The organism is Bacillus yunxiaonensis, from assembly GCF_037104695.1.
GTDB classification, from domain to species: domain Bacteria; phylum Bacillota; class Bacilli; order Bacillales; family Bacillaceae_G; genus Bacillus_A; species Bacillus_A yunxiaonensis.
The window spans coordinates 24,272-44,350 of sequence record NZ_JBAWSV010000012.1; the positions used below are offsets into that span (position 1 = coordinate 24,272).

18 protein-coding genes are annotated in these 20,079 nt (G+C 38.2%); 1 reads left to right on the top strand and 17 read right to left on the bottom strand.

The genetic code is table 11. The features are described from left to right. Nucleotides 1-172 precede the first annotated feature (172 nt). The 8 genes from WAX78_RS23160 to WAX78_RS23195 all read right to left on the bottom strand — a co-directional run bounded on the left by WAX78_RS23160 (nt 173) and on the right by WAX78_RS23195 (nt 9,972). Complete coding sequence (locus WAX78_RS23160) at nt 173-1,294, bottom strand: nicotinate phosphoribosyltransferase (protein WP_336484404.1); 1,122 nt, start codon at nt 1,292-1,294, stop codon at nt 173-175. Nucleotides 1,295-1,355: 61 nt separating this feature from the next. Next, nucleotides 1,356-5,126, bottom strand: coding sequence for a DNA translocase FtsK (locus WAX78_RS23165; protein ID WP_336484405.1), 3,771 nt, complete (start codon nt 5,124-5,126; stop codon nt 1,356-1,358). A 199-nt stretch (nt 5,127-5,325) separates the two neighbouring features. Then, nucleotides 5,326-6,177 carry an N-acetylmuramoyl-L-alanine amidase family protein gene (locus tag WAX78_RS23170; RefSeq protein WP_336484406.1) on the bottom strand — a complete coding sequence of 284 codons (852 nt, stop codon included), beginning with the start codon at nt 6,175-6,177 and terminating at the stop codon, nt 5,326-5,328. A gap of 143 nt (nt 6,178-6,320) precedes the next feature. Then, the gene (ytpR, locus tag WAX78_RS23175) at nt 6,321-6,935 is read right to left on the bottom strand and encodes a YtpR family tRNA-binding protein (protein WP_336484407.1); all 615 of its coding nucleotides are present in this window, start codon (nt 6,933-6,935) and stop codon (nt 6,321-6,323) included. Beyond that, entirely contained in the window at nt 6,932-7,744 is an 813-nt protein-coding gene (locus WAX78_RS23180) for a DUF1444 domain-containing protein (protein WP_336484408.1), read from the bottom strand. The genes ytpR and WAX78_RS23180 overlap by 4 nt, the downstream gene beginning before the upstream one ends. A 193-nt stretch (nt 7,745-7,937) precedes the next feature. Then, nucleotides 7,938-8,252 (bottom strand): thioredoxin family protein, encoded by a 315-nt coding sequence (locus tag WAX78_RS23185; RefSeq protein ID WP_090918897.1) that lies wholly within the window; start codon nt 8,250-8,252, stop codon nt 7,938-7,940. A gap of 85 nt (nt 8,253-8,337) precedes the next feature. After that, entirely contained in the window at nt 8,338-8,847 is a 510-nt protein-coding gene (locus WAX78_RS23190; protein ID WP_336484409.1) for a DUF84 family protein, read from the bottom strand. Nucleotides 8,848-8,898: 51 nt separating this feature from the next. Further along, entirely contained in the window at nt 8,899-9,972 is a 1,074-nt protein-coding gene (locus WAX78_RS23195; protein ID WP_098306794.1) for a M42 family metallopeptidase, read from the bottom strand. Between the two features lie 143 nt (nt 9,973-10,115). Here WAX78_RS23195 and WAX78_RS23200 point away from each other — a divergent pair, with 143 nt between their 5' ends. Continuing rightward, nucleotides 10,116-10,427, top strand: a complete 312-nt coding sequence (locus tag WAX78_RS23200) for a PepSY domain-containing protein (RefSeq protein WP_336484410.1) — start codon at nt 10,116-10,118, stop codon at nt 10,425-10,427. A gap of 86 nt (nt 10,428-10,513) precedes the next feature. Here the strand turns inward: WAX78_RS23200 and WAX78_RS23205 are convergent, their stop codons facing one another. The 9 genes from WAX78_RS23205 to WAX78_RS23245 form a co-directional block, all read right to left on the bottom strand. Continuing rightward, nucleotides 10,514-11,665, bottom strand: a complete 1,152-nt coding sequence (locus tag WAX78_RS23205) for a thiolase family protein (protein ID WP_336484411.1) — start codon at nt 11,663-11,665, stop codon at nt 10,514-10,516. Then, a complete protein-coding gene (locus WAX78_RS23210; RefSeq protein WP_336484412.1) occupies nt 11,662-12,534 on the bottom strand; it encodes a 3-hydroxyacyl-CoA dehydrogenase family protein in 873 nt (290 codons plus the stop codon). Before WAX78_RS23210 ends, WAX78_RS23205 begins: the two co-directional genes overlap by 4 nt. A 28-nt stretch (nt 12,535-12,562) precedes the next feature. Next, complete coding sequence (locus WAX78_RS23215; protein ID WP_336484413.1) at nt 12,563-13,708, bottom strand: acyl-CoA dehydrogenase family protein; 1,146 nt, start codon at nt 13,706-13,708, stop codon at nt 12,563-12,565. Nucleotides 13,709-13,720: 12 nt separating this feature from the next. Further along, the gene (locus WAX78_RS23220) at nt 13,721-15,277 is read right to left on the bottom strand and encodes a fatty acid--CoA ligase (RefSeq protein ID WP_336484414.1); all 1,557 of its coding nucleotides are present in this window, start codon (nt 15,275-15,277) and stop codon (nt 13,721-13,723) included. A 202-nt stretch (nt 15,278-15,479) separates the two neighbouring features. Then, complete coding sequence (locus WAX78_RS23225) at nt 15,480-16,070, bottom strand: DUF6434 domain-containing protein (protein WP_336484415.1); 591 nt, start codon at nt 16,068-16,070, stop codon at nt 15,480-15,482. A 182-nt stretch (nt 16,071-16,252) separates the two neighbouring features. Next, nucleotides 16,253-17,149 (bottom strand): DMT family transporter, encoded by an 897-nt coding sequence (locus WAX78_RS23230; protein WP_336484416.1) that lies wholly within the window; start codon nt 17,147-17,149, stop codon nt 16,253-16,255. Between the two features lie 62 nt (nt 17,150-17,211). After that, complete coding sequence (locus tag WAX78_RS23235) at nt 17,212-18,024, bottom strand: TrmB family transcriptional regulator (RefSeq protein WP_336484417.1); 813 nt, start codon at nt 18,022-18,024, stop codon at nt 17,212-17,214. Nucleotides 18,025-18,151: 127 nt separating this feature from the next. Next, nucleotides 18,152-19,177, bottom strand: coding sequence for a hypothetical protein (locus WAX78_RS23240; RefSeq protein ID WP_336484418.1), 1,026 nt, complete (start codon nt 19,175-19,177; stop codon nt 18,152-18,154). Further along, the gene (locus WAX78_RS23245; RefSeq protein WP_336484419.1) at nt 19,167-20,021 is read right to left on the bottom strand and encodes an ABC transporter permease subunit; all 855 of its coding nucleotides are present in this window, start codon (nt 20,019-20,021) and stop codon (nt 19,167-19,169) included. Before WAX78_RS23245 ends, WAX78_RS23240 begins: the two co-directional genes overlap by 11 nt. Nucleotides 20,022-20,079 lie beyond the last annotated feature (58 nt).

The following is a 20,079-nucleotide window of genomic DNA, read 5'->3' on the forward strand; positions in this document are numbered from 1 at the left end:
ATAGCAAAAAACAATCCGTTATACTATGATAACAGAAAAACTGATAGGGTCAATTCCCTACCAGTTTATCCGTTTATTCCACTATATAAAATCAAATCCCCACCACCTCAACATTCTGCAAAAAACAAAGCAGTTGCATGAGGGATGAACTTCCTAATTATATAGTTTCACTTTATTCCATGTTTTCTTTTTTTTGCAATTGAACACGCTCTAAGCGTGGATTTGGACGATATTTACGTCCTGCTTTCGCTTCCGGTTTTCCGTTCAATTCTACGTTATCACCTGTGAAGCCAATGTTCATTTTTAATAAGCTGCTGCCGACGCCATAAATATCAACTGGAACATTTTGTGCTTCAAATTCACGAATTCGTTTTTCATCAAATCCACCGCTCACTACGATATTCACATGTTGGAATCCTTCATCATCTAATGCTTTTCGGAGCGCAAAGATAAGAGAAGGATTCACACCGCGCGGATCAAATGTGCCAAGCACTTCTGGATGACGAATGAAGTGTTGATCAATCATCGTACGAGATGTATCTACACGTACTCCTTTTAGCTCTGATCCAAATTCATGTGCCACGCGAAGTGCATCTGTAATCACATCGTTATTGTAATCAATGAGTACAACTAACTCATCTTCTGGAAACTTTTTATGGTATGCTTTTGCCGCTTCTACAACATCACCGTTAAACATTTGAATTAAAGCGTGAGGCATTGTTCCCATGCCGCTTTTCCCCCACCATTCATTCATCGCATGCGTTGCTTGCGCGCTCATACCACCGATATAAGCCGCATAACCATCACCAGCTTGTTGCGTATAATGATCATCGCGATCTCCCATGAAAATAACCGGTTTCTCTTTCTCACCGCTGCGCGCAGCTTGTACAACGTTATACACATTTGTCGCAACAGAAGTGCGGCGTGCTAAAATACCATCAATCACACCTTCTAAATAACCGAAATACTCATACGGTCCGCGAATCGTTAATACCGTTTCAAACGGATTAACTTTATCCCCATCTTTTAAAGAATGAATTTCAAGCTCTTCAGGATGCTCTGCAAATGTTTGTAATAAAGCAAGTATTTCATCTGTTCCGCATAATACAGCATGTTCCTTTTGAAAAAATTGCATTGTCACAATGCTTCCTGTTCGAAATTCTTTAATAATATCACGAGTTTTTAAGAAATAAACCGCAGAAAACCATCCTTCGCCAACGCGCTCATCAAACTTGAACGTCTTGTTTGTTAGTCGATTTATTTCACCTTGTAATTTTAATTCGATTTCTTTCATGTCGCTATACTCCCTACTTTACTATCCAACGTTTTCTCTTAGTATACAGCAAAACCATTTCTTATACATGTATATCCTGCATCGCAGCAAATTCATCTTCTGTAATAAGGACATCTCTCGGTTTTGTTCCGCGTGCTTCTGAAATAATCCCTTGCGCTTCCATGTCTTCAATAAGACGAGCTGCACGGTTATACCCAATGCGGAATCTTCTCTGCACAGAAGACGTGGATGCTCCCCCTTGTTCTACAACAAATTGACATGCCTCAAAGAACAACTCATCTTCGGATTCTTGCTGTTCTGTTTTTGCCAATAAGTCTTCTTGATGGAATAAATAATTGGGCTTCATTTGACGCTTCGCATGCGCAACAGACTTTTCAATCTCTTCATCTGAAACGTATACCCCTTGCACACGAACCGGTTTTGACGTTCCATTATCTAAAAATAGCATATCACCACGACCAAGCAATTTCTCAGCTCCGCCAATATCAATGATTGTACGTGAGTCTACTTGTGATGACACTGTAAAAGCAATTCGCGTTGGAATGTTCGATTTAATCAATCCTGTAATAACATCTACAGATGGACGCTGCGTCGCTACTAATAAATGAATTCCGCACGCTCTTGCTTTTTGGGCAATTCGGCAAATCGCTTCTTCTACATCAGCCGGTGCAACCATCATTAAATCAGCCAGCTCATCAATGACAATAACGATATACGGCAACGTCTCGCCTGGAATTTCTTGTTCGTTCATAATTGTATTGTAACGCGTTAAATCACGCGCACCTGCATGCGCAAACAATTCATAACGCCGTTCCATTTCCTCTACTGCCCACTTTAAGGCTGCCGTCGCCGCTTTTACATCCGTAATAACCGGTGCAACAAGGTGTGGTACAGAATTGTACGGCGCCAGTTCAACCATCTTCGGATCAATGAGCATCAGCTTTACTTCGTGTGGCTTCGCTTTATATAAAATACTTGTTAAAATCGCATTAATACATACGCTTTTTCCTGATCCTGTTGCCCCCGCAATTAAACCGTGCGGCATTTTTCGAATATCCGTCACAATTGGTGTACCTGAAATATCAAGACCAAGTGCAACTGTAAGCGGCGATTCGCTTTTCGTAAACACTGGGCTTCTTAAAATTTCACGAAGAAATACTGCTTTGCTCTCTTTATTCGGCACTTCAATTCCAACTGCACTTTTCCCTGGAATTGGCGCCTCAATTCGAATATCACGAGCAGCCAAGTTTAGTTTAATATCGTCACTTAAATTCGTAATTTTGTTTACTTTCACACCAGGTTCTGGCTGCACTTCAAAACGAGTTACAGCTGGACCTTGCGTCACGTTCACCACTTTTGCACCAACATGGAAATTATGAAATGTCGTATTTAACAACTCTTTTTGTTCCTCTAACCACTCAGCATCATTTGTCGCTGGATGACTTGGATTATTTAAAAGTGCTAATGGTGGAAACTCATATGTTGGCGGTGCCTGTAAAACGTTACGAATATCTTGTTCTGTTTCTACAACAACTCGGTGCGTCATCTCTTCTTGCACTGGTTGTTTCACTGCCGGCGGTTCCATATTTTGTTTTTGCTCAGTCACATTATGTGAAGGAGCAGGTTGTGGCGGCATTGCTACACGGCGCTTTTCTTCTAACATCTGTTTATCTTGCTTCAACATCACTACATTAAACGGAACAAAACGTTTCTTCTCACGTTTAGGTTCTTGCATCGAATCTACTTTGCGCTGCTCTGTTTTTACTTTATTTTGCTCAGCAATTGCATTTTGTTTTCCCTCTGTTTCTTCTATTAATACATTTGCAAAGGCTTGTACAGCTTGCTGTGTTTGTTCATCAGTTTTAATCGGTTCTAGACTTTGCTCTTGAACGAAACTTTCAGTTACTACTGCTTCCGCTTCATTAGCTTCAAATACTTCTTCTGTTATTGAAAATACTTCCTTGAACTCTTCAGCTTCAAATATTTCTTCTTCTGTATTGGACTCTTCCATTTCTGAAGATAACTCTACTGCTTCTGTTTCCTTAGCTTCAAGTACTTCTTCCGTTATTGAAAATACTTTCTTGAACTCTTCGGCTTCAAATACTTCTTCTTGTGTATTAGGCTCTTCCATTTCTGAAGATATTTCTATTTCTTCTATTTCCTTAGACTCTTCAACTTCAAATGCTTCTTCTTGTATATCAGACTCTTCCATCTCTGAAGATACTTCTACTTCTTCTATTTCCTCTGGCTCTTCAGCTTCTAGTGTCGCTTCTTGTACATCGGACTCTTCCATCTCTGAAGATAACTCTACTTCTTTTGTTTCTTCAAACTCTTCAACTTCTTTTGTTTCTTCTTGTACATTGGATTCTTCCATCTCTGAAGATAACTCTACTTCTTTTGTTTCTTCAAACTCTTCGACTTCAAATATCTCTTCTTGTACACCAGACTCTTGCATCTCTGAAGATAACTCTACCGCTTCTATTTCCTCAAACGCTTCAGCTTCTAATGTCGCTTCTTGTACATCAGATTCTTCCATTTCTGAAGATAACTCTACTTCTTTTGTTTCTTCAAACTCTTCAACTTCTGGTTTTTCTTCTTGTACATCGGATTCTTCCATCTCTGAAGACAACTCTATTTCTTCTGTTTCTTTAAACTCTTCAACTTCAAATATCTCTTCTTGTACATCAGACTCTTCCATCTCTGAAGATACTTCTACTTCTTCTATTTCCTCTGGCTCTTCAGCTTCTAGTGTCGCTTCTTGTACATCGGATTCTTCCATCTCTGAAGATACTTCTACTTCTTCTGTTTCTTCAAACTCTTCGACTTCTAGTGTCGCTTCTTGTACATCGGACTCTTCCATTTCTGAAGATAACTCTACTTCTTTTGTTTCCTCTGGCTCTTCAACTTCTAGTGTTTCTTCTTGAATAACAGACTCTTCTATTCTCTCAACTTCTTCTTTCATTTCAAATTCTGACTCTACAGCAATAGGTTCATGTAATTCATTTTCACCTTGAGCCGCAACTGCTTCATTTTCAAATGAATGGATTTGCTGACTAGAATCTCCCTTTAACACCACAGCCTCTTCGGACATATTCACTTGTTCTGCCTCACGATTATGTAGCACTGTTTCATCGAATGTTGCATCATTTTGCACAGGTGCAAGTTCTGCTTCATTTTTCTCTAACCATGTATCAACAACAGACTTCTTAACTTCCGCTTCAATTCGTGTAGACTCTACTTGATTTTGTTCTGGTAGAACATCTTGTGATGAATCATAAAACGCATAGCCATTCTTCTCAAACCATACATCAACAACTGCTTTTCCTTCTATTGATATCTCAATATCTTCTCGTTGTTGTTTCTTACTTTCAGTATGTTCTTGTTGCCCTACTTCCGGGCGTTTATACCCAAAAATCGGAGAAACTATTTCTGTTGGACGAAACGGTCTTCGGTGACTTTCTTCTACAGAAGTAGGCTTTGCTTCCGTTACCTCTTGAATAATCGGTTCAATCTGTGTCTCTTTTTGTATTTCTTCTACTCGTCTTGATTGTCGTCTTTCTCGAATTGGTATTTCTTGTATAGCACGCTCCTCTATACGAGGCGATTTCATTGTGTTCTCCTCAAATCCTCCGTCAGGAATTAATGGAAAACGAAAATTCCTGCTCGCATGCGGCTTAGACACTTGCAGCTCATCTTCTCGTTTATTAGAGTAGTAGTTTACACGAGGAGTGTGCGAAGTAACCTTTTTCTCTACAGGAGTCTCTATTTCTCTCAATGCTGTTGCTTCATTTTCTTCCTCTTTTTTAAAAAGCTTTTTCATCCAATCTAGCATGCTTACCACTCTTTCTACTAAATAGTAACACCCTTTATTGTATCAGCATTCGGCAAAAAGTGCAGATGAAATTACTTTCAAATTATTTACAGAAAAATATAAAAAGATTACAAAATGAAAACGGTTTTATATGATATGAATCAAAAAAATTTATCCCGCATTAACTGGCAGTAAGCCCCCCACTGATGGAAGTTTCACTTTATCCCTTACTTACCCGGTAACTCTCAACACTATCTGCGACACTTTGCAGCAAAGGACGTAGATAATTCTCATCCGATAATTTTTTGTCTTCTTCCGGATTCGACATGAAGCCTAACTCTAATAAAACTCCTGGTACTTCCGCCCAGTTAAATCCAGACAAATCATCACGAAATTTAATTCCGTTTACTTGTACGTTACTATTTTCCTTCACTTTATTCACAATGAACTCAGAAGCCGTTAAACTCTCTTGATAAATGTTGTTTGTAAAAGTATTTTCTTTTGACGGTGTTAACACAGCAAAGCCTTTTTGCGCTTCATTTTCCGAACCATCTGCATGAATTCGCAAAAATAAATTTGCATGATGTTCATTGGCGATTGCTGCTCTTTCTTTATTACTTATGTTCACATCATGTGTTGTTCTTGTCATGACCACTTCAATGCCTTTTGCTTCTAACATCTCTTTTAACAGAAAAGAGGCTTCTAAATTCAATTCGTATTCTCGCTTTTTCGTCACAACACCTGTTGTTCCATCTGTTACTTTATATTTTTGTGTCGTTGCGCCTGGACCAATCGGCTCTAACTCTAGGTTCGCTTTTCGCTGGTGGCCAGGATCAATACATACAATAAATTTTGGTTTTTCAGGTGCTGGTGTCGGCTCTTCTTTCACTTGCTGCCCTGTCGTTTCATTGTTTTGTACAGGAGGGGATGAATTCGTTTCATCTACTTTTCTTCCTTCCTGAGGAGATTGCTCAGCTTCTTTTTTAGGTGAAGTTTTTACAGTCTCCTTCGTGCACCCTACCATAGAAAATACAGCTATTATTATAATAGAAACAATTCTTATGTACTTCATACCATTCCCCTTATCATATTTTCCTAGATTTTAACTAATCTGCTTTATAAATACAATTGCTTTCAAAACTTCTCTAAAAAAAATAGCCTCATCATACGATGAGGCTATCTTCTTTCTTAATCCCGCTCTAACGGGTGATATATTTAGAACTTAAACTCTTGTCCAACTTCATAGCTGTCTTCTAGTACAAGAATTCCTTTTTCTTGTGGAGCATCTGGAAGCTCTAATTCACGTGCTGAGCAAATCATACCTGAAGATGGAATACCGCGAAGCTCTGCTGGTTTAATTAACATCCCACTTGGCATTACCGCACCGATTTTTGCAACGACTACTTTTTGACCTGCGTCAACGTTTGGTGCACCGCATACGATTTGTAATGTTTCTGTTCCAACTTCTACTTTACATACATTTAATTTATCCGCATTTGGATGCTTTTCTTTTTCGGCTACGTAACCAACAACAAATTTTGGTGAAAGATCTGCTTCTACTTTTTCTGTAAAATCGTTCTTTGCTAAAATTTCATTGATCTTTTTCACAAGCTCTTTCGTTAATGCAAGATTGCCTGTTTCTGTTACTTCCATATAAGAAGAAGCATTAAAAATGTTGAATCCTGCTGTTACATTGCTTTCACGATCGAAAACGCGCGCTACATCTCCTTTACGCTCAAATGTACGGTTTTCTAATGTAATATCTTGCAGGGCAACAATTAATGTATCCCCAATACCTTCAAGGTTATAAAAAACGTTCACTTTGTTCATCCTTTCTCTTTTTCACTTCGTTCCTTCCGATTTTTCGCCAAAATAAAGATTGGTTCGAAATTACCATCCTCATATACGAATGAAAGTGATGTAATCGGAACATGACCTTCTGCAAAAAACTTCATTGTCATTTGTGCAATAATATCATAACCGATTTTGTCCACGATATCAGCAACAATTAATACATCTTGGTGCGGAACCGCAACAACCATATCACCTGAAATTTGTTTACGCATGTCTCGTAATAACGCATCGTTTAAAATACGGCTCGCATCATATCCGTCATTTGTATTTAAGAAATAAAACGTATTTCCAGCAACTTCATCTCGCTTAAAATCAGCGCGTAAAGAACGAACGTTGAACAATGCCATTTCACGCACTTGTTCTTCTGTCATCCCCAGTTTTTGCAGCAAACGCTGATCAATAAGGCGATATGTTGTATCTGAATCTAATGCATAGTAAATACGTGTTTCCGCTGTATGCTCTGTCATAACAAACGGATTTCCTTCTTCCGCTTTTTTCGGAAAGGACGTTGAACGAATGACCGGCAAAATCTTCGCTGTACTTTTTACTTCTTTATGCATCGCAACAAGCGCTTCTTCTACGTAATATACAACTTCTTCAATTGCCTTCTCTTTCTTTACCTCCCACTTCGCTACGATACCTGGAAGAGAGACAGTAATTCCCTTTTCCGTATCTGTCTGCTCAATGCGAAGTGTCTCCTTTTCACTATCGTACTGAAAGCTCCACTCTGCTCTTTCAAGGCGCTTCATGAGCTCGTCTTTCATCTTTTTACTCGTCATTTTCATATGATGTACCTCCCTTCCGAAAAAAACAACCTCCACATGTGAAGACAGAGGTTGTTTTTCGCATTGTAATTGGCTGGAAACAGCTTACCCCTAAGATCCCTCAAGGAAGATCGAGGAGATAACTGCCCGTAAAATCCCGATTGGGCGGGCTTTCCATCAGTGGGGAAACTCCTCCACTGATGGAAGTTTCACTTTATTTTAACCCTTCAATAAACTCTTCAATTTGCTCTTGTGTTTTACGATCTTTGTTTACGTAACGGCCAATTTCTTCTCCCTTATTGTAAGCGACAAAGCTTGGAATACCAAATACGTCTAATTTGATGCATAGATCGATATATTCATCACGGTCTACATAATAAAAAGAGAACTCGCTATATTTTTCTTCTACTTCCGGCATAAATGGATCAATAAAACGGCAATCTGGGCACCAGTCTGCTGAGAATAAAAAGATCACTTTCTCCTCGTTTTTCAATTCTTGAAATTGTTCCATGCTTTCTAATGATTTCATCTATTTTTCCTCCCTAAAAAAGAAGTGTGTATTTACTATATCTAATCTTCCTTTATACTACCATACATTAAGTGCTGTGCAAGGTTTATGCTTCATTTCTGTCATACATATATTGTCCAACTAATAGCTTCACAACATGCACAAACAAATTCGTTCGATCTACATAATTGTTTGTAAAAATGCCGATTGCTCCTTCATGGCTGCGAATGTCATGCCGCTTTGTATAGTCTTCCATTACTTCGCTTAATTCTTTTCCTTCTTCAAGAGGTTGAATAAACTCATCTGGCAGCTTGATACGTGCTCCGCCTGCGGTAAATAACTTTCCTTCTTTCGTCGCTAAAGCACCCCAGTTACACATAAACAAGCCGTGCTCTGTGTGCATCACACCGCCTTCTAAACCAATTCCAATATCTGCTTTTCCTTCTGCTAGTGCTAATTTTGCCCGGTTACTTGCCCCTTGCAGCGTTTCTTCATCAGAAAATGGCTGCGCTGACACATGAGATGGTACAGACAATGAAATCATTTCAGCATCTGATAACACTTGCTGAACAGCATTTACTTTCGTTTGATTTTTTGATCCGACTGCTACTTTCACTGTTAAACCTCCTAATTTAAAAAGAAAAGGCCGCATTTGGCCTTTTCCATATTAAACATTTTGTTTAATTGTTTCAAATGTTGTTTTATCTGTTGCTTTTACTAAATGAATCAGCAATTCTTTCGCTGCTGCGTAATCATCAATATGTAAAATTGACGCATGTGTATGAATGTAACGAGCACATACACCAATAACAGCTGATGGTACACCAGAGTTACTTGTATGTACGCGTCCTGCATCTGTACCACCTTGCGATACGAAGTACTGATACGGAATGTTATGCGTTTCTGCTGTATCTAAAATAAATTCACGAATTCCGCGATGTGTTACCATAGAACGATCATACAAACGAAGCACAGCACCTTTTCCGATTTGACCAAACTGTGTTTTATCTCCTGATGCATCGTTTGCTGGGCCTGCATCTAACGCGTAAAAAATATCTGGCTGAATCATATTCGCTGCTGTTTGTGCACCGCGAAGACCGACTTCTTCTTGTACAGTTGCACCAGAATATAGCGTGTTTGGTAATTTTTCATCTTTTAACTCTTTTAACAATTCAATCGCAAGACCGCAGCCATAACGGTTATCCCAAGCTTTCGCCATAATTTTCTTTGGATTTGCCATTGGTGTAAACGGACAAATTGGCACAATTTGTTGACCAGGTTTCACGCCAATTTCATGTGCTTCCTCAGGGCTATCTGCACCGATATCAATTAACATATTTTTTATATCCATTGGTCTCGCGCGTTGTTCATCACTTAATAAATGAGGAGGAACAGAACCTACTACACCGATAATTGGTCCATTGTCTGTCATAATTTGTACGCGCTGCGCTAGTAACACTTGACTCCACCAGCCGCCTAATGTTTGAAAGCGAACCATTCCGTTTTTCGTAATTTGCGTTACCATAAAGCCAACTTCATCCATATGACCAGCTACAAGAACGCGCGGTCCATTTTCGTCACCCTTTTTTAAGCCGAAGATACTTCCTAAACGATCTTGTACAATCTCATCTGAGTATTTGCTTAGTTCTTGCTTCATAAAACGACGCACATCATGCTCAAATCCAGAAGCGCCTTGCAGCTCTGTTAACGTACGAAATAGTTCCATTGTCTCTTTATTCATCACGGTATCCTTCCTTCAATCCAATAATAGAATCACTCCTTTCATTGTAACGAAATTTTCGAAATCTTTCTAGTTTCTTCTTTTTTCATGTAAATTGATTTATAATTATGAAGATGAACTTTTTATAGGATAGAGGTGAATACATGAACTGGAAAAGCTTATTAGCGGGTGTTGGTTTAGGATTCGCAGCGGGATATGTTGTTGCAAATAAAGTACAAGAACAAGCCCACATTTCTTCTGAAAAAGCATTAAAAATGGTGAAACAAGCATTAAGTCATAAGGGTGAAATTACAGGTTCTTGGGTACATATGGTACCTGAGACGTTTGAAAAATATGATGTTACTTACGATGTATACCGTGGTGGTATTACAACATTATTACACGATGTACAAGAACGATTTGAATTTTTAGTAGATGCAAAAACAGGTACAATCTTAGAAGTAAAAGTTGCTTAATCAAAAGGGTGCAGAATCATTTCTGCACCCTTTACTTATTACATCCATATATCGTTGAATTTACAATATTCAACATGAATGTACTGTTATATTCTTTCAATAATTGTTGCTGTTGACATCCCGTGCCCAATACAAATCGTAAGTAGTCCATATCTTCCATTTCTTCTTTCCAGTTCATGAAGAAGGGAAGTCATCAATTTCACACCTGTCGCTCCAAGCGGATGCCCTAATGCAATAGCACCGCCATTCACATTTACTTTATGTAAATCTGCTTCCATTTCTTTTTGCCACGCAAGAACAACGGAAGCAAATGCTTCATTAATTTCCACTAAGTCCATATCATGAATCGTTAAGTTTGATTTCTGCAGTACTTTTTTCGTTGCTGGAATAACGCCATCAAGCCCCATTGTAGGATCTGAGCCAACAACAACTTGATTCACAATTCGCGCCCGTGCTTTATATCCTAACTCTTTTGCTTTTTCACTATCCATTAAAAGAATCGCCGCTGCCCCATCACTAATTTGACTTGCATTTCCTGCTGTAATCGATCCGTCCTCCTTGAACACAGTCTTTAAATTTGCCAATGCCTCAGGAGAAGTATTCGCTCTCGGTCCTTCATCATTTGTAACGAGTATTGCATTTCCTTCTTTATCTATCCCATCTACTGGTACAATTTCTCGCTTAAAGTAGCCTGCTTCTATTGCCTTTAGTGCGCGCTGATGACTTTCAAAGGCATAGCTATCTAGCTGTTCTCTTGTAATTCCATATTTTTCAGCAATCATTTCTGCTGATACACCTTGATGTACAATTTCATATTTTTCATGAAGACTATTTGGAATTGTATTTGCATTTCCATCGCTTAAAATTGGCACTTTCGTCATATGCTCAACACCAGCAGCAATGGTAATATCCATATCCCCAGATTTAATTTCTTGCGCTGCAAAATGGATCGCTTGTTGTCCCGAACCGCAAAGACGGTTAATCGTTACAGCAGGAACTGTAATCGGAAAATTCGCTTCTAGCGCGGCAAGTCTACCAATATTAAAACCTTGCTCAGCAATCGGCGTCACACACCCCATTACAATATCTTCTACAATTCCTTTTTCGATATTTGCACGTTTTGTCACTTCATTCAGTGCAACTGCTCCAAGTTGTACTGGATGAAGTTCACGAAAAGCACCATTTCTTTTTCCAACTGGAGTACGTACCGCTTCAACAATAACGACTTCTCGACTCATATTTTCTCTCCCACTTTCCCTTTTTGATAATCATAGAATCCTTTTCCCGTTTTTCGGCCAAGATGACCTGCCTCTACAAGTTTCACAAGTGTTTGCGGAGCGCGAAATCTATCACCAAACGCTTCGCTTAAGCCTTGACTCGCAAATAACAACGTATCTAATCCAACATAATCCGCTAACTCAAACGGACCCATCGGATAGTTCAAGCCGAGTTTAATGGCTTTATCAATTTCTTCTTTACTGCCTACGCCTTCTTCATACATACGCATACACTCTAACAAATGCACCGCAATTGCTCTTGAAGTGACAAATCCTTGCACATCTTTCACAACAACTGTTTCTTTTCCAATCTCTTCTGCTAACTCTTTCACTGCTTGTATTGTACGTTCCTCTGTATCAACCCCTTTCACAATTTCAATAAGTTTCATAACAGGCGCTGGATTAAACCAATGCATCCCGACTACTTTTCCAGAGCGGTTTGTCGCACTTGCAATCGCCGTTACACTTAATTCAGATGTATTTGTTGCAAGAATAGTAGACTGAGAAGCATAGCTATCTAGCTGTTTAAAAATTTCTTTTTTCAATTGCAAATTTTCAGGAGCAGCTTCAATAACAAGTTCTACATCTTTACATGCTTCCTCTAACGTAATCGTAGAAACAATATTAGCAAGAATCTGCTCTTTCTCTTCTTCGCTCATACGCCCGGCTTTCACAAAGCGATGTAAACTTGCGGTAATCGTCTTATATGCTTTTTGTAAGCTTTCTTCCGATACATCATACATTTTCACACACTTTCCGCCCATCGCTAGTGACTGCACAATACCGCTTCCCATAATTCCAGCACCGATTACTGCAATATTTTGAATCATCGTTTCTCCTCCCCTTCTTCTTTCAGCATCACAAACCCATATTTTTCGCAATAATACTTTTCATGATTTCATTTGTCCCGGCATAAATCGCGCTTACTGGAATATCTCGGTATCTCCTTGCAATCTCGTATTCTTCCATATATCCATACCCGCCGTGTAGTTGCATGCACTCTGCCGCGACTTTCTTCGCAAGATCTGTTAACCACCACTTCGCCATCGATACTTTCGTTACAATGTTTTCACCATGCATATGTGCTCTAATACATTCATCAATAAACGTGCGGCCAATTTCAATTTCTGTATACATTTCGGCAAGCCTGAATTGAACAGTCTGAAAATCACTAATACTCTTACCGAATGCTTTTCGCCCTTTTACATATTCCTTTGTTAAACGCAGCATCACTTCTGCTGCAGTTATAGCAGCAATTGCGACAACGAGGCGCTCTTGCTGTAATTTGTCCATTAAATAGTAAAAGCCTTTTCCTTCTTCCCCTAACAAATTAGAGGCGGGAACTTTCACATCTTCAAAAATGAGTTCGGCTGTATCTTGACTATGTAATCCAACCTTTTCTAGCTTTTTCCCTCTCTTAAATCCTTCCATTCCTCTCTCCAAAACGAGTAAACTCATTCCTTTATGCGCTGGCTTTACAGTAGAATCCGTCTTACAAACAACAACAACTAAATCTGCATGAATGCCATTTGTAATAAATGTTTTTTCTCCGTTTACAACATAATGATCCCCTTCTTTACGTGCCGTTGTGCGAATACCAGCTAAATCAGAACCTGCTCCCGGCTCTGTCATCGCAATTGCGGTAATATATTCACCACTCACACATTTTGGAAGCCAGCGTTTCTTTTGTTCTTCTGTTCCATATGCTGTTAAATAAGGAACGACAATATCATTATGAAGACCAATTCCTACTAAACTCGAACCAACCTTTTCTAGCTCTTCATTTATCACAGCCGAATATCCAAAATCTGCTCCAGCTCCGCCGTATTTCTCCTCTACCATCGGACAAAGAAAGCCGTTTTGGCCCATCTTTTTCCACAGAGAGCGCGGAATAATGCCGTCTTTCTCCCATTGGTTGTAGTGCGGATACGCTTCTTTTTCTAAAAATTTACGGAAAGCATCACGGAAAATGTGATGCTCCTCCTCCAAATATGCATGCTTCATCGTATTCTCTCCTTATTTTTTCACCTCTGTACCTTCACTACGTAAAATAAACTTTTGAATTTTCCCGCTCGCATTTCTCGGCAACTGTTGCGTAAATACATATTTGCGCGGGCGTTTATAATCAGCGAGTTTATCACTTTGTTTACAATATTCATCTAGCATTTCTTCTGTAAGAGACTCATCTTTCGAAACGATATACGCAACGACACGCTGCCCCCACAGCTCATCCTTCTCTCCCAGCACCGCAACATCTAAAACACTTTCATGCGTATACAAAAAGTCCTCTACCTCGCGCGGATAAATATTCTCTCCGCCGCTCACGACCATATCATCAACGCGATCCGCTACGTATAAATACCCATCACTATCTACATAACCTAAATCACTTGAATGATACCACCCTTTATATAATGCCTTTTCTGTTGCTTCTTTCTTATTGTGATACCCCGCCATTACACATGGGCCTCTCATAATAATTTCTCCAACTTCGTACGGCGGCAATATATCATCAGGCTCAGACGGTCCATCATCGTTCGGACGAACAATGCGAATTTCATGGTTATATCCAGCCTTTCCTGCCGAGCCTACTTTTGAAAGCTGCTCATACTCACGTAAAAATGCAACAGCCGGTCCCATTTCTGTCATTCCGTAAGCTTGTACTAACGAAACATGTAATTTTTCATCGCAAGCTTTCACAAGTGCAGGTGCCATCGATGCCGCTCCGTATAAACCGTATTGAAGTGAGGATAAATTATACTGAGACAAATCTTCTTGCAGCAACATATTCCACATTGTCGGTGCCGCAAACATAACGGTGACCTTTTCACTTTGAATCGTCTCCAAAACAAGCTTTGCATCAAAATGATGAAGAATAATATTGGTCGCACCGCTATGTACTCTCGGAATAAAGCAGAGATGAAGCTCAGCACAATGAAACATCGGCGCTGTTACAAGGCCACGACTATTTTCCGTGTAATGTAAATAAGCAACACCCATCAAACTTTGATCAATAATTTCCCGGTGACGGTGAAGCACACCTTTTGGATGCCCCGTTGTTCCGCTTGTATACATAATGGAACAAATATCATCTTCTTTTACTTCTACTTTTTCAAAATGCGGCGTGGTACTAGATACTTTTTCTTCATAAGAAATAGAAAACGTTGGCTGATCTTGATCGATGTACCAGAACTGAATGTGAGGAAATTGTGTATGAATGCTTTGTACTTGAGAGGATAATTGCTGTTCAAAAAGTACGATTTTAGGAGAAGCGTCTTCTAATATAAAAGCAAGTTCTTGCGGTTTTAGCCGAAAATTAATTGGATTGAATACAGCTCCAATTTTTGCACAGGCAAAACATGTCGTCGCCAGCGCACTACTATTAAAAAGAAATGTCGAAACGCGGTCACCCTTTCGTATCCCGCTTTGTTGAAGCGCATGGGCAAGTTTGTTTACCTGCTCATTCCACTCTGCATACGTCCAGCGAATCTGTTTTTCGGGCTCAACAATTGCTTCCTTATTTGGATAACTTTCAACCGTTAATTCCAGCAGTTTCCCAATGGTCATATACACGATATATTTCCCCTCCTCATTTGTTAAAACGCTTTCATTTTTTGTTATCTTCTTATCAAAAATGAAATAGCTTAGGGTTATTATAACAATTTTCAGAATGTTTTAAGAGTGAATATTTCGACAAATAGAGACAACTACTATTTGCTTTGATAGTTAAAAAAGCTAAACAAATAGCATTTGACTTGTTCATCAAATGCTTCGCTTAGGAATAATTAGGCTTATATTTGTTACTTCCAGGAAGTTTCTTAATGTTGTTCCAAGATTCAATCGCTTCTTTACGAGTTTTCCCTTTATTGTTTGGATCTGCGAAAAAGTCACGAGTAAATTGATTGTATTCAAATTGAGGAGCAATTTGTTTCTTATATGAGGGATCTTTCTTGCGCTCTTCTTCTTCGCACCAAGCAGCTACAACATCACGATACGTTTTTCCTACATTATTTTTGAAGTAGTTTTGGATATAAGTAGAAAAGTGAAACTTAGGACTAATGACCCCTTTAAAAAAGACTCTTACATCCTGACTACAACGATGGTTTTCTGTAATGACTGTATCAAGACTTAAGTTACTTTGTGCCTGGGGCTTTGTCTTACTTTTTGGCTTTCTCAACGCTTTTTTGATCTCCCCGGTCTGAAGAAACGTTTCAATTCTATCTGCAATCTCTATCTTAGAGCCAGATGCACTTATTCCATTTTCCCTACAAAATAGTTGCAATTCTTCTTTGAGCCAGTAAAAATCTTTAAAATCTTGAATAGAAATATCCTTTGCAAGATTAGGTCTTACTCGTAACACCTCCATATATACTTCTTTTAGAATAAAACATAGGTTCTTAATATACAATTTAACCATAAAATAAAATTGTTCAAACTACTGTTAGTTCTCATTACTATAAGTAACCCTAACAAAAAAGAGCTTGTTTTGAAAAAAGATTCGTTCAAACAAGCTCTAAACGTATTTTATTGGTAAAATGATCCGCACTACTAGTTTAACCGAACAACTTTATCTTCCGCTAATCGTCTTTCTTTTTTGGGAGAATAACTAATTCCTACAAACACTAGCAAAATTCCAATAAGTTGATAGACATCAGGACGGTAATTCAAAATAGTCACATCCAATAGGATTGCGACAATCGGATCAACAAAGACTAGAATAGCAATTGTTTGAGCCTTTAATTCTCGCAAACTACTGAAAAACAAATAAAACACAAATCCTGTATGAATGAATCCTGTAACAAGGATATAAATCCAATTTTCAATGGTGAGATGCATAAACTTTGACCAATCTACGAATGGAATCAATAATAAAACACCGAGACTCGTTTGAATAACAGTTGTTAGCAGCGGGCTAAGTGTTTGAATGCCTTTTCCCGTAATTGAAGTAAGAGCATAAAAGAATGCTGCTGCAAACGCCCATAAAACGCCTGTAGATAAAAATCCAGCAACGGTTGTATGTTGATGAATCCCTCCGACTAACAGTGTTCCTGCAAAACAAATAAGGAAGAATATCAATCCTGTTCCTGTTATTTTTTCTTTAAAGATAAAAGAACCTAATAAAAGCACAATAACAGGCGCTAAATGATAAATTGATATTGCCACAGTAATGGGCATTACTTCAATAGAACGAAAGAAAAAGACCCAGTTTATGATAAGAAACACACCACATAGTAAAGCAAGTAAATACTCCCGGCGCGGAATAAAACTTTTATGCTGCTGTTTTGTTGTTAACGTGCGAAAACCCCATATTGCTCCTAAAAGAATACTTGCACAGAGGCAACGTACAAAAACCAATTCAATCGACGGGAGACCTGTTTTTATCGAAAATAAACCAATTGAACCAAAGATAGCCATAGAGACGGCAAATTTTAGTTTTGCATACATCTAATTCCCCTCCAAAGGCGTTATAATAATAACGACTTTTGTTTTATGATAAAAAAACAGCCCTATACGAAGCTGTTTTTTCCTGTCATGACATGAATTAAATCTTCCCTCGTCTTCCATAGCCCCTCTAGCTTTTCAGGACCGTATGCAGTTGTAATCTCTTCTACCATAATGTCGTGCCGAATGTATTCAGTAGCAATCAGAACGAGGGCTGGGTCAGTTGACTTCACAGCCCACTCTGAACCTCTGTCGCTAAACTTAGCAATTAAGGCTTCTTCCTCATCTCGAATGAGAATGGTCAAATACCCGCCCATACGTTTACTCACAATGTCTGGTGCCATGTAATTATGATGATATGTGTGCCCAAGCGTCTTATCTTCAGCTCCGAATAAAACCGTAAAAATGGGGATCAATCCTTCTTTTTCTCGAACAGCTTTTTCAATGTCTTTTACAATAGGAGACCAAACCGATAACCAAAGTTCTTTTTTTGCAGATCGAATCATCGAAATCATTTCTTGAACAATATGTTCATACTGAACAATTCTAGTCACAACGTCCACTTTCTGATCACTTTCTAACGTTGTGAGAGAAGATTCTAGCACTTCTAATGATGTATTCATCTCTTCTTTCAACCTAGCAAGCAATTGCTTCGGTTCAACAGGTTTATAGACAATCGGATCAGAGGGAACCGTTTGAACAGCTCCTTTATCAAGTAATTTTCCTAATACCTCATAAATCATTGAGCGCGGGACGCCGGAACGCTTACTTAATTCATACCCCGTAATGGCAGGTGATTTCAATAAACCTATGTAGGCCTTACACTCGTATTTTGAAAATCCATGTTTTTGCAATTCGATAATTGCTTTCTCTTCCATAAGTCCTCCCTTATAGTCGTTATTATATTAACTACTATAAAACAGCCGCGCTTAAATGTCTATATTTTCAGACTTCTTATTAAAAACATAAAAAAGCATCAGTCAACAGAGACCGATACTTTTACTCCTACGAACGATCCGTTCCTTTGTACAGCGTCTTCATATTGGCAAATCGAAATTTCTCTACAGGTATCACTGTTTTCTTTTCCTCAACTGCTGAATCTTGTTTTTTATTTGGAATAGGCATAAACCTTGTGTTGAGCTGCTCCTTTATTCCTTGAATCATAAAATTTAAAACAAAAATTGATACTGTAAAAGCTACTAACGGCGCCAATATAATCCATGGTGCTGTTAATAATTCATTTTTATTCAATCCGATTAATCCGGACCACTCATTTGTAAGGGAATGCACAGTGGAACCACTATCTACCCTTCTCCCTCCAATTAATACTTTGAAGAATCCCATATGTATGAGTAGTGTAAATAGCTGAACAGCTTGTTGCAGAAAAAGGATCACAAGAATTTCTTTCAAAAACAGCCAAATGTGCTTACGAAACAAATGCATTTTTCTAGCACCGAGCACAATGGAACTTGTAATATAGTCTTTTTTCATAAAAAGGTTAATCTCTTGGCTAATATAAAGAATGAGATTTGGCAATGTGACGATACAAAGAATAAGAAATTGTTTAATAACAATAGATTCTTTAAAACCTGTCTGTTCACTTTGGATCATTAGTGGCCCCATAAACAAAATAACCAAAACAACTGTTGGAACGTAGAAATATACCTTACATACTTTTTCAATAAGCTTTTGTAATGGAAGTGGTGCATATGCTAATAAACTACCTAATAATGTTCCTAATATGAGCTGAATAAAACAAATTCCAAACACAAATAAAATGGTGAACTTTGCGCCAATAATGAGTTTAAAGAATAAGTTATATCCGCCTCGATCTGAACCAAACGGAGGCATCAACAAAGGATTAAACGGTGCACTTTGCGAAACATTACCGTTACCATCTTTTATTAACAATTGTGTCTGAGAATACAAATCTTTTCCGTACCATGTAAATAAAAAACTAGCTAAAATAAGTCCACAAAAAAAAGTAGTGCCTATCCAAAAACGTTTAGAATAGAACATACTATTTTTCATTTGCAAGCCCTCCTGTCGTACGCTTCACTTGGAAATGAGCAATTGTAAACACGACATAAAATGGAATAAACAATAAAAAGATCCACCGTGCTACGGTTACAGGATTTAAAACAAATGGCTTTAAAATAAATGACATATATCCATTAATATTGAAAGCAGCCTCCACAAGCAGGAGACTTGAAATCATAAATAGAAAAGTAGATTGCAAATGATTGAATAAATGATAGATTACATTTCGAAACAAGTGAACAAATAAAATATATTTTCTACTTAAACCCTTTGCCCGAGCAAATTCTACATACGGCTTATTCTGTTCATCTAATAAAAATAAAACCATAATGCGGAAAAAGTGAAGAGCAGGTACAATACTCATCGTAACGATAGGTAAAAAATATGCTTGTTTACTACCGAATGCGTAGATATTTACAAGATTTAGCCCTGTTTGTTTAAATACCCAGACAAAAAATATTTGTAGCATAAAGATTAATAACAAATCAGGAATCGATTCAATTAATACTAAACATCGCTCAATTGCTTTTTTAATTTTCAAAGAAGAAAGTACATAGCCAAAAGAAAGACAGGTAGCCATTACAACTGTTAAAAAAGTAGATACTAGTAAAATAGTACCAGAATACATATATGGCTCCCAAATTACATCCCAAAAAGAAATTTGGCGCATAGTCATAGGATTTACAGCATCTCCCGGGATAAATAGCTTTTGTAAAAAGGTAGTAAAACTAAGTGTATTGCCCTCTAAAAAAAGAAACGGTACGTAACTAATCACAGCAATCACAATGATGCAAATACAAAATTCCATACATTTCTCAATGAAAAACCCCTTCATTTCGAACCTCCTTGCATCATTATTTATAACATCAAAGAAGTTAAATAGTTGTTAGCCA

Excerpts from the sequence above, each read along its gene's own strand:
- WAX78_RS23160 (WP_336484404.1), bottom strand. The coding sequence starts at position 1,294 with ATGAAAGAAATCGAATTAAAATTACAAGGTGAAATAAATCGACTAACA.
- WAX78_RS23165 (WP_336484405.1), bottom strand. The coding sequence starts at position 5,126 with ATGCTAGATTGGATGAAAAAGCTTTTTAAAAAAGAGGAAGAAAATGAA.
- WAX78_RS23170 (WP_336484406.1), bottom strand. The coding sequence starts at position 6,177 with ATGAAGTACATAAGAATTGTTTCTATTATAATAATAGCTGTATTTTCT.
- ytpR (WP_336484407.1), bottom strand. The coding sequence starts at position 6,935 with ATGAACAAAGTGAACGTTTTTTATAACCTTGAAGGTATTGGGGATACA.
- WAX78_RS23180 (WP_336484408.1), bottom strand. The coding sequence starts at position 7,744 with ATGAAAATGACGAGTAAAAAGATGAAAGACGAGCTCATGAAGCGCCTT.
- WAX78_RS23185 (WP_090918897.1), bottom strand. The coding sequence starts at position 8,252 with ATGAAATCATTAGAAAGCATGGAACAATTTCAAGAATTGAAAAACGAG.
- WAX78_RS23195 (WP_098306794.1), bottom strand. The coding sequence starts at position 9,972 with ATGAATAAAGAGACAATGGAACTATTTCGTACGTTAACAGAGCTGCAA.
- WAX78_RS23200 (WP_336484410.1), top strand. The coding sequence starts at position 10,116 with ATGAACTGGAAAAGCTTATTAGCGGGTGTTGGTTTAGGATTCGCAGCG.
- WAX78_RS23205 (WP_336484411.1), bottom strand. The coding sequence starts at position 11,665 with ATGAGTCGAGAAGTCGTTATTGTTGAAGCGGTACGTACTCCAGTTGGA.
- WAX78_RS23210 (WP_336484412.1), bottom strand. The coding sequence starts at position 12,534 with ATGATTCAAAATATTGCAGTAATCGGTGCTGGAATTATGGGAAGCGGT.
- WAX78_RS23215 (WP_336484413.1), bottom strand. The coding sequence starts at position 13,708 with ATGAAGCATGCATATTTGGAGGAGGAGCATCACATTTTCCGTGATGCT.
- WAX78_RS23225 (WP_336484415.1), bottom strand. The coding sequence starts at position 16,070 with ATGGAGGTGTTACGAGTAAGACCTAATCTTGCAAAGGATATTTCTATT.
- WAX78_RS23230 (WP_336484416.1), bottom strand. The coding sequence starts at position 17,149 with ATGTATGCAAAACTAAAATTTGCCGTCTCTATGGCTATCTTTGGTTCA.
- WAX78_RS23235 (WP_336484417.1), bottom strand. The coding sequence starts at position 18,024 with ATGGAAGAGAAAGCAATTATCGAATTGCAAAAACATGGATTTTCAAAA.
- WAX78_RS23240 (WP_336484418.1), bottom strand. The coding sequence starts at position 19,177 with ATGAAAAATAGTATGTTCTATTCTAAACGTTTTTGGATAGGCACTACT.
- WAX78_RS23245 (WP_336484419.1), bottom strand. The coding sequence starts at position 20,021 with ATGAAGGGGTTTTTCATTGAGAAATGTATGGAATTTTGTATTTGCATC.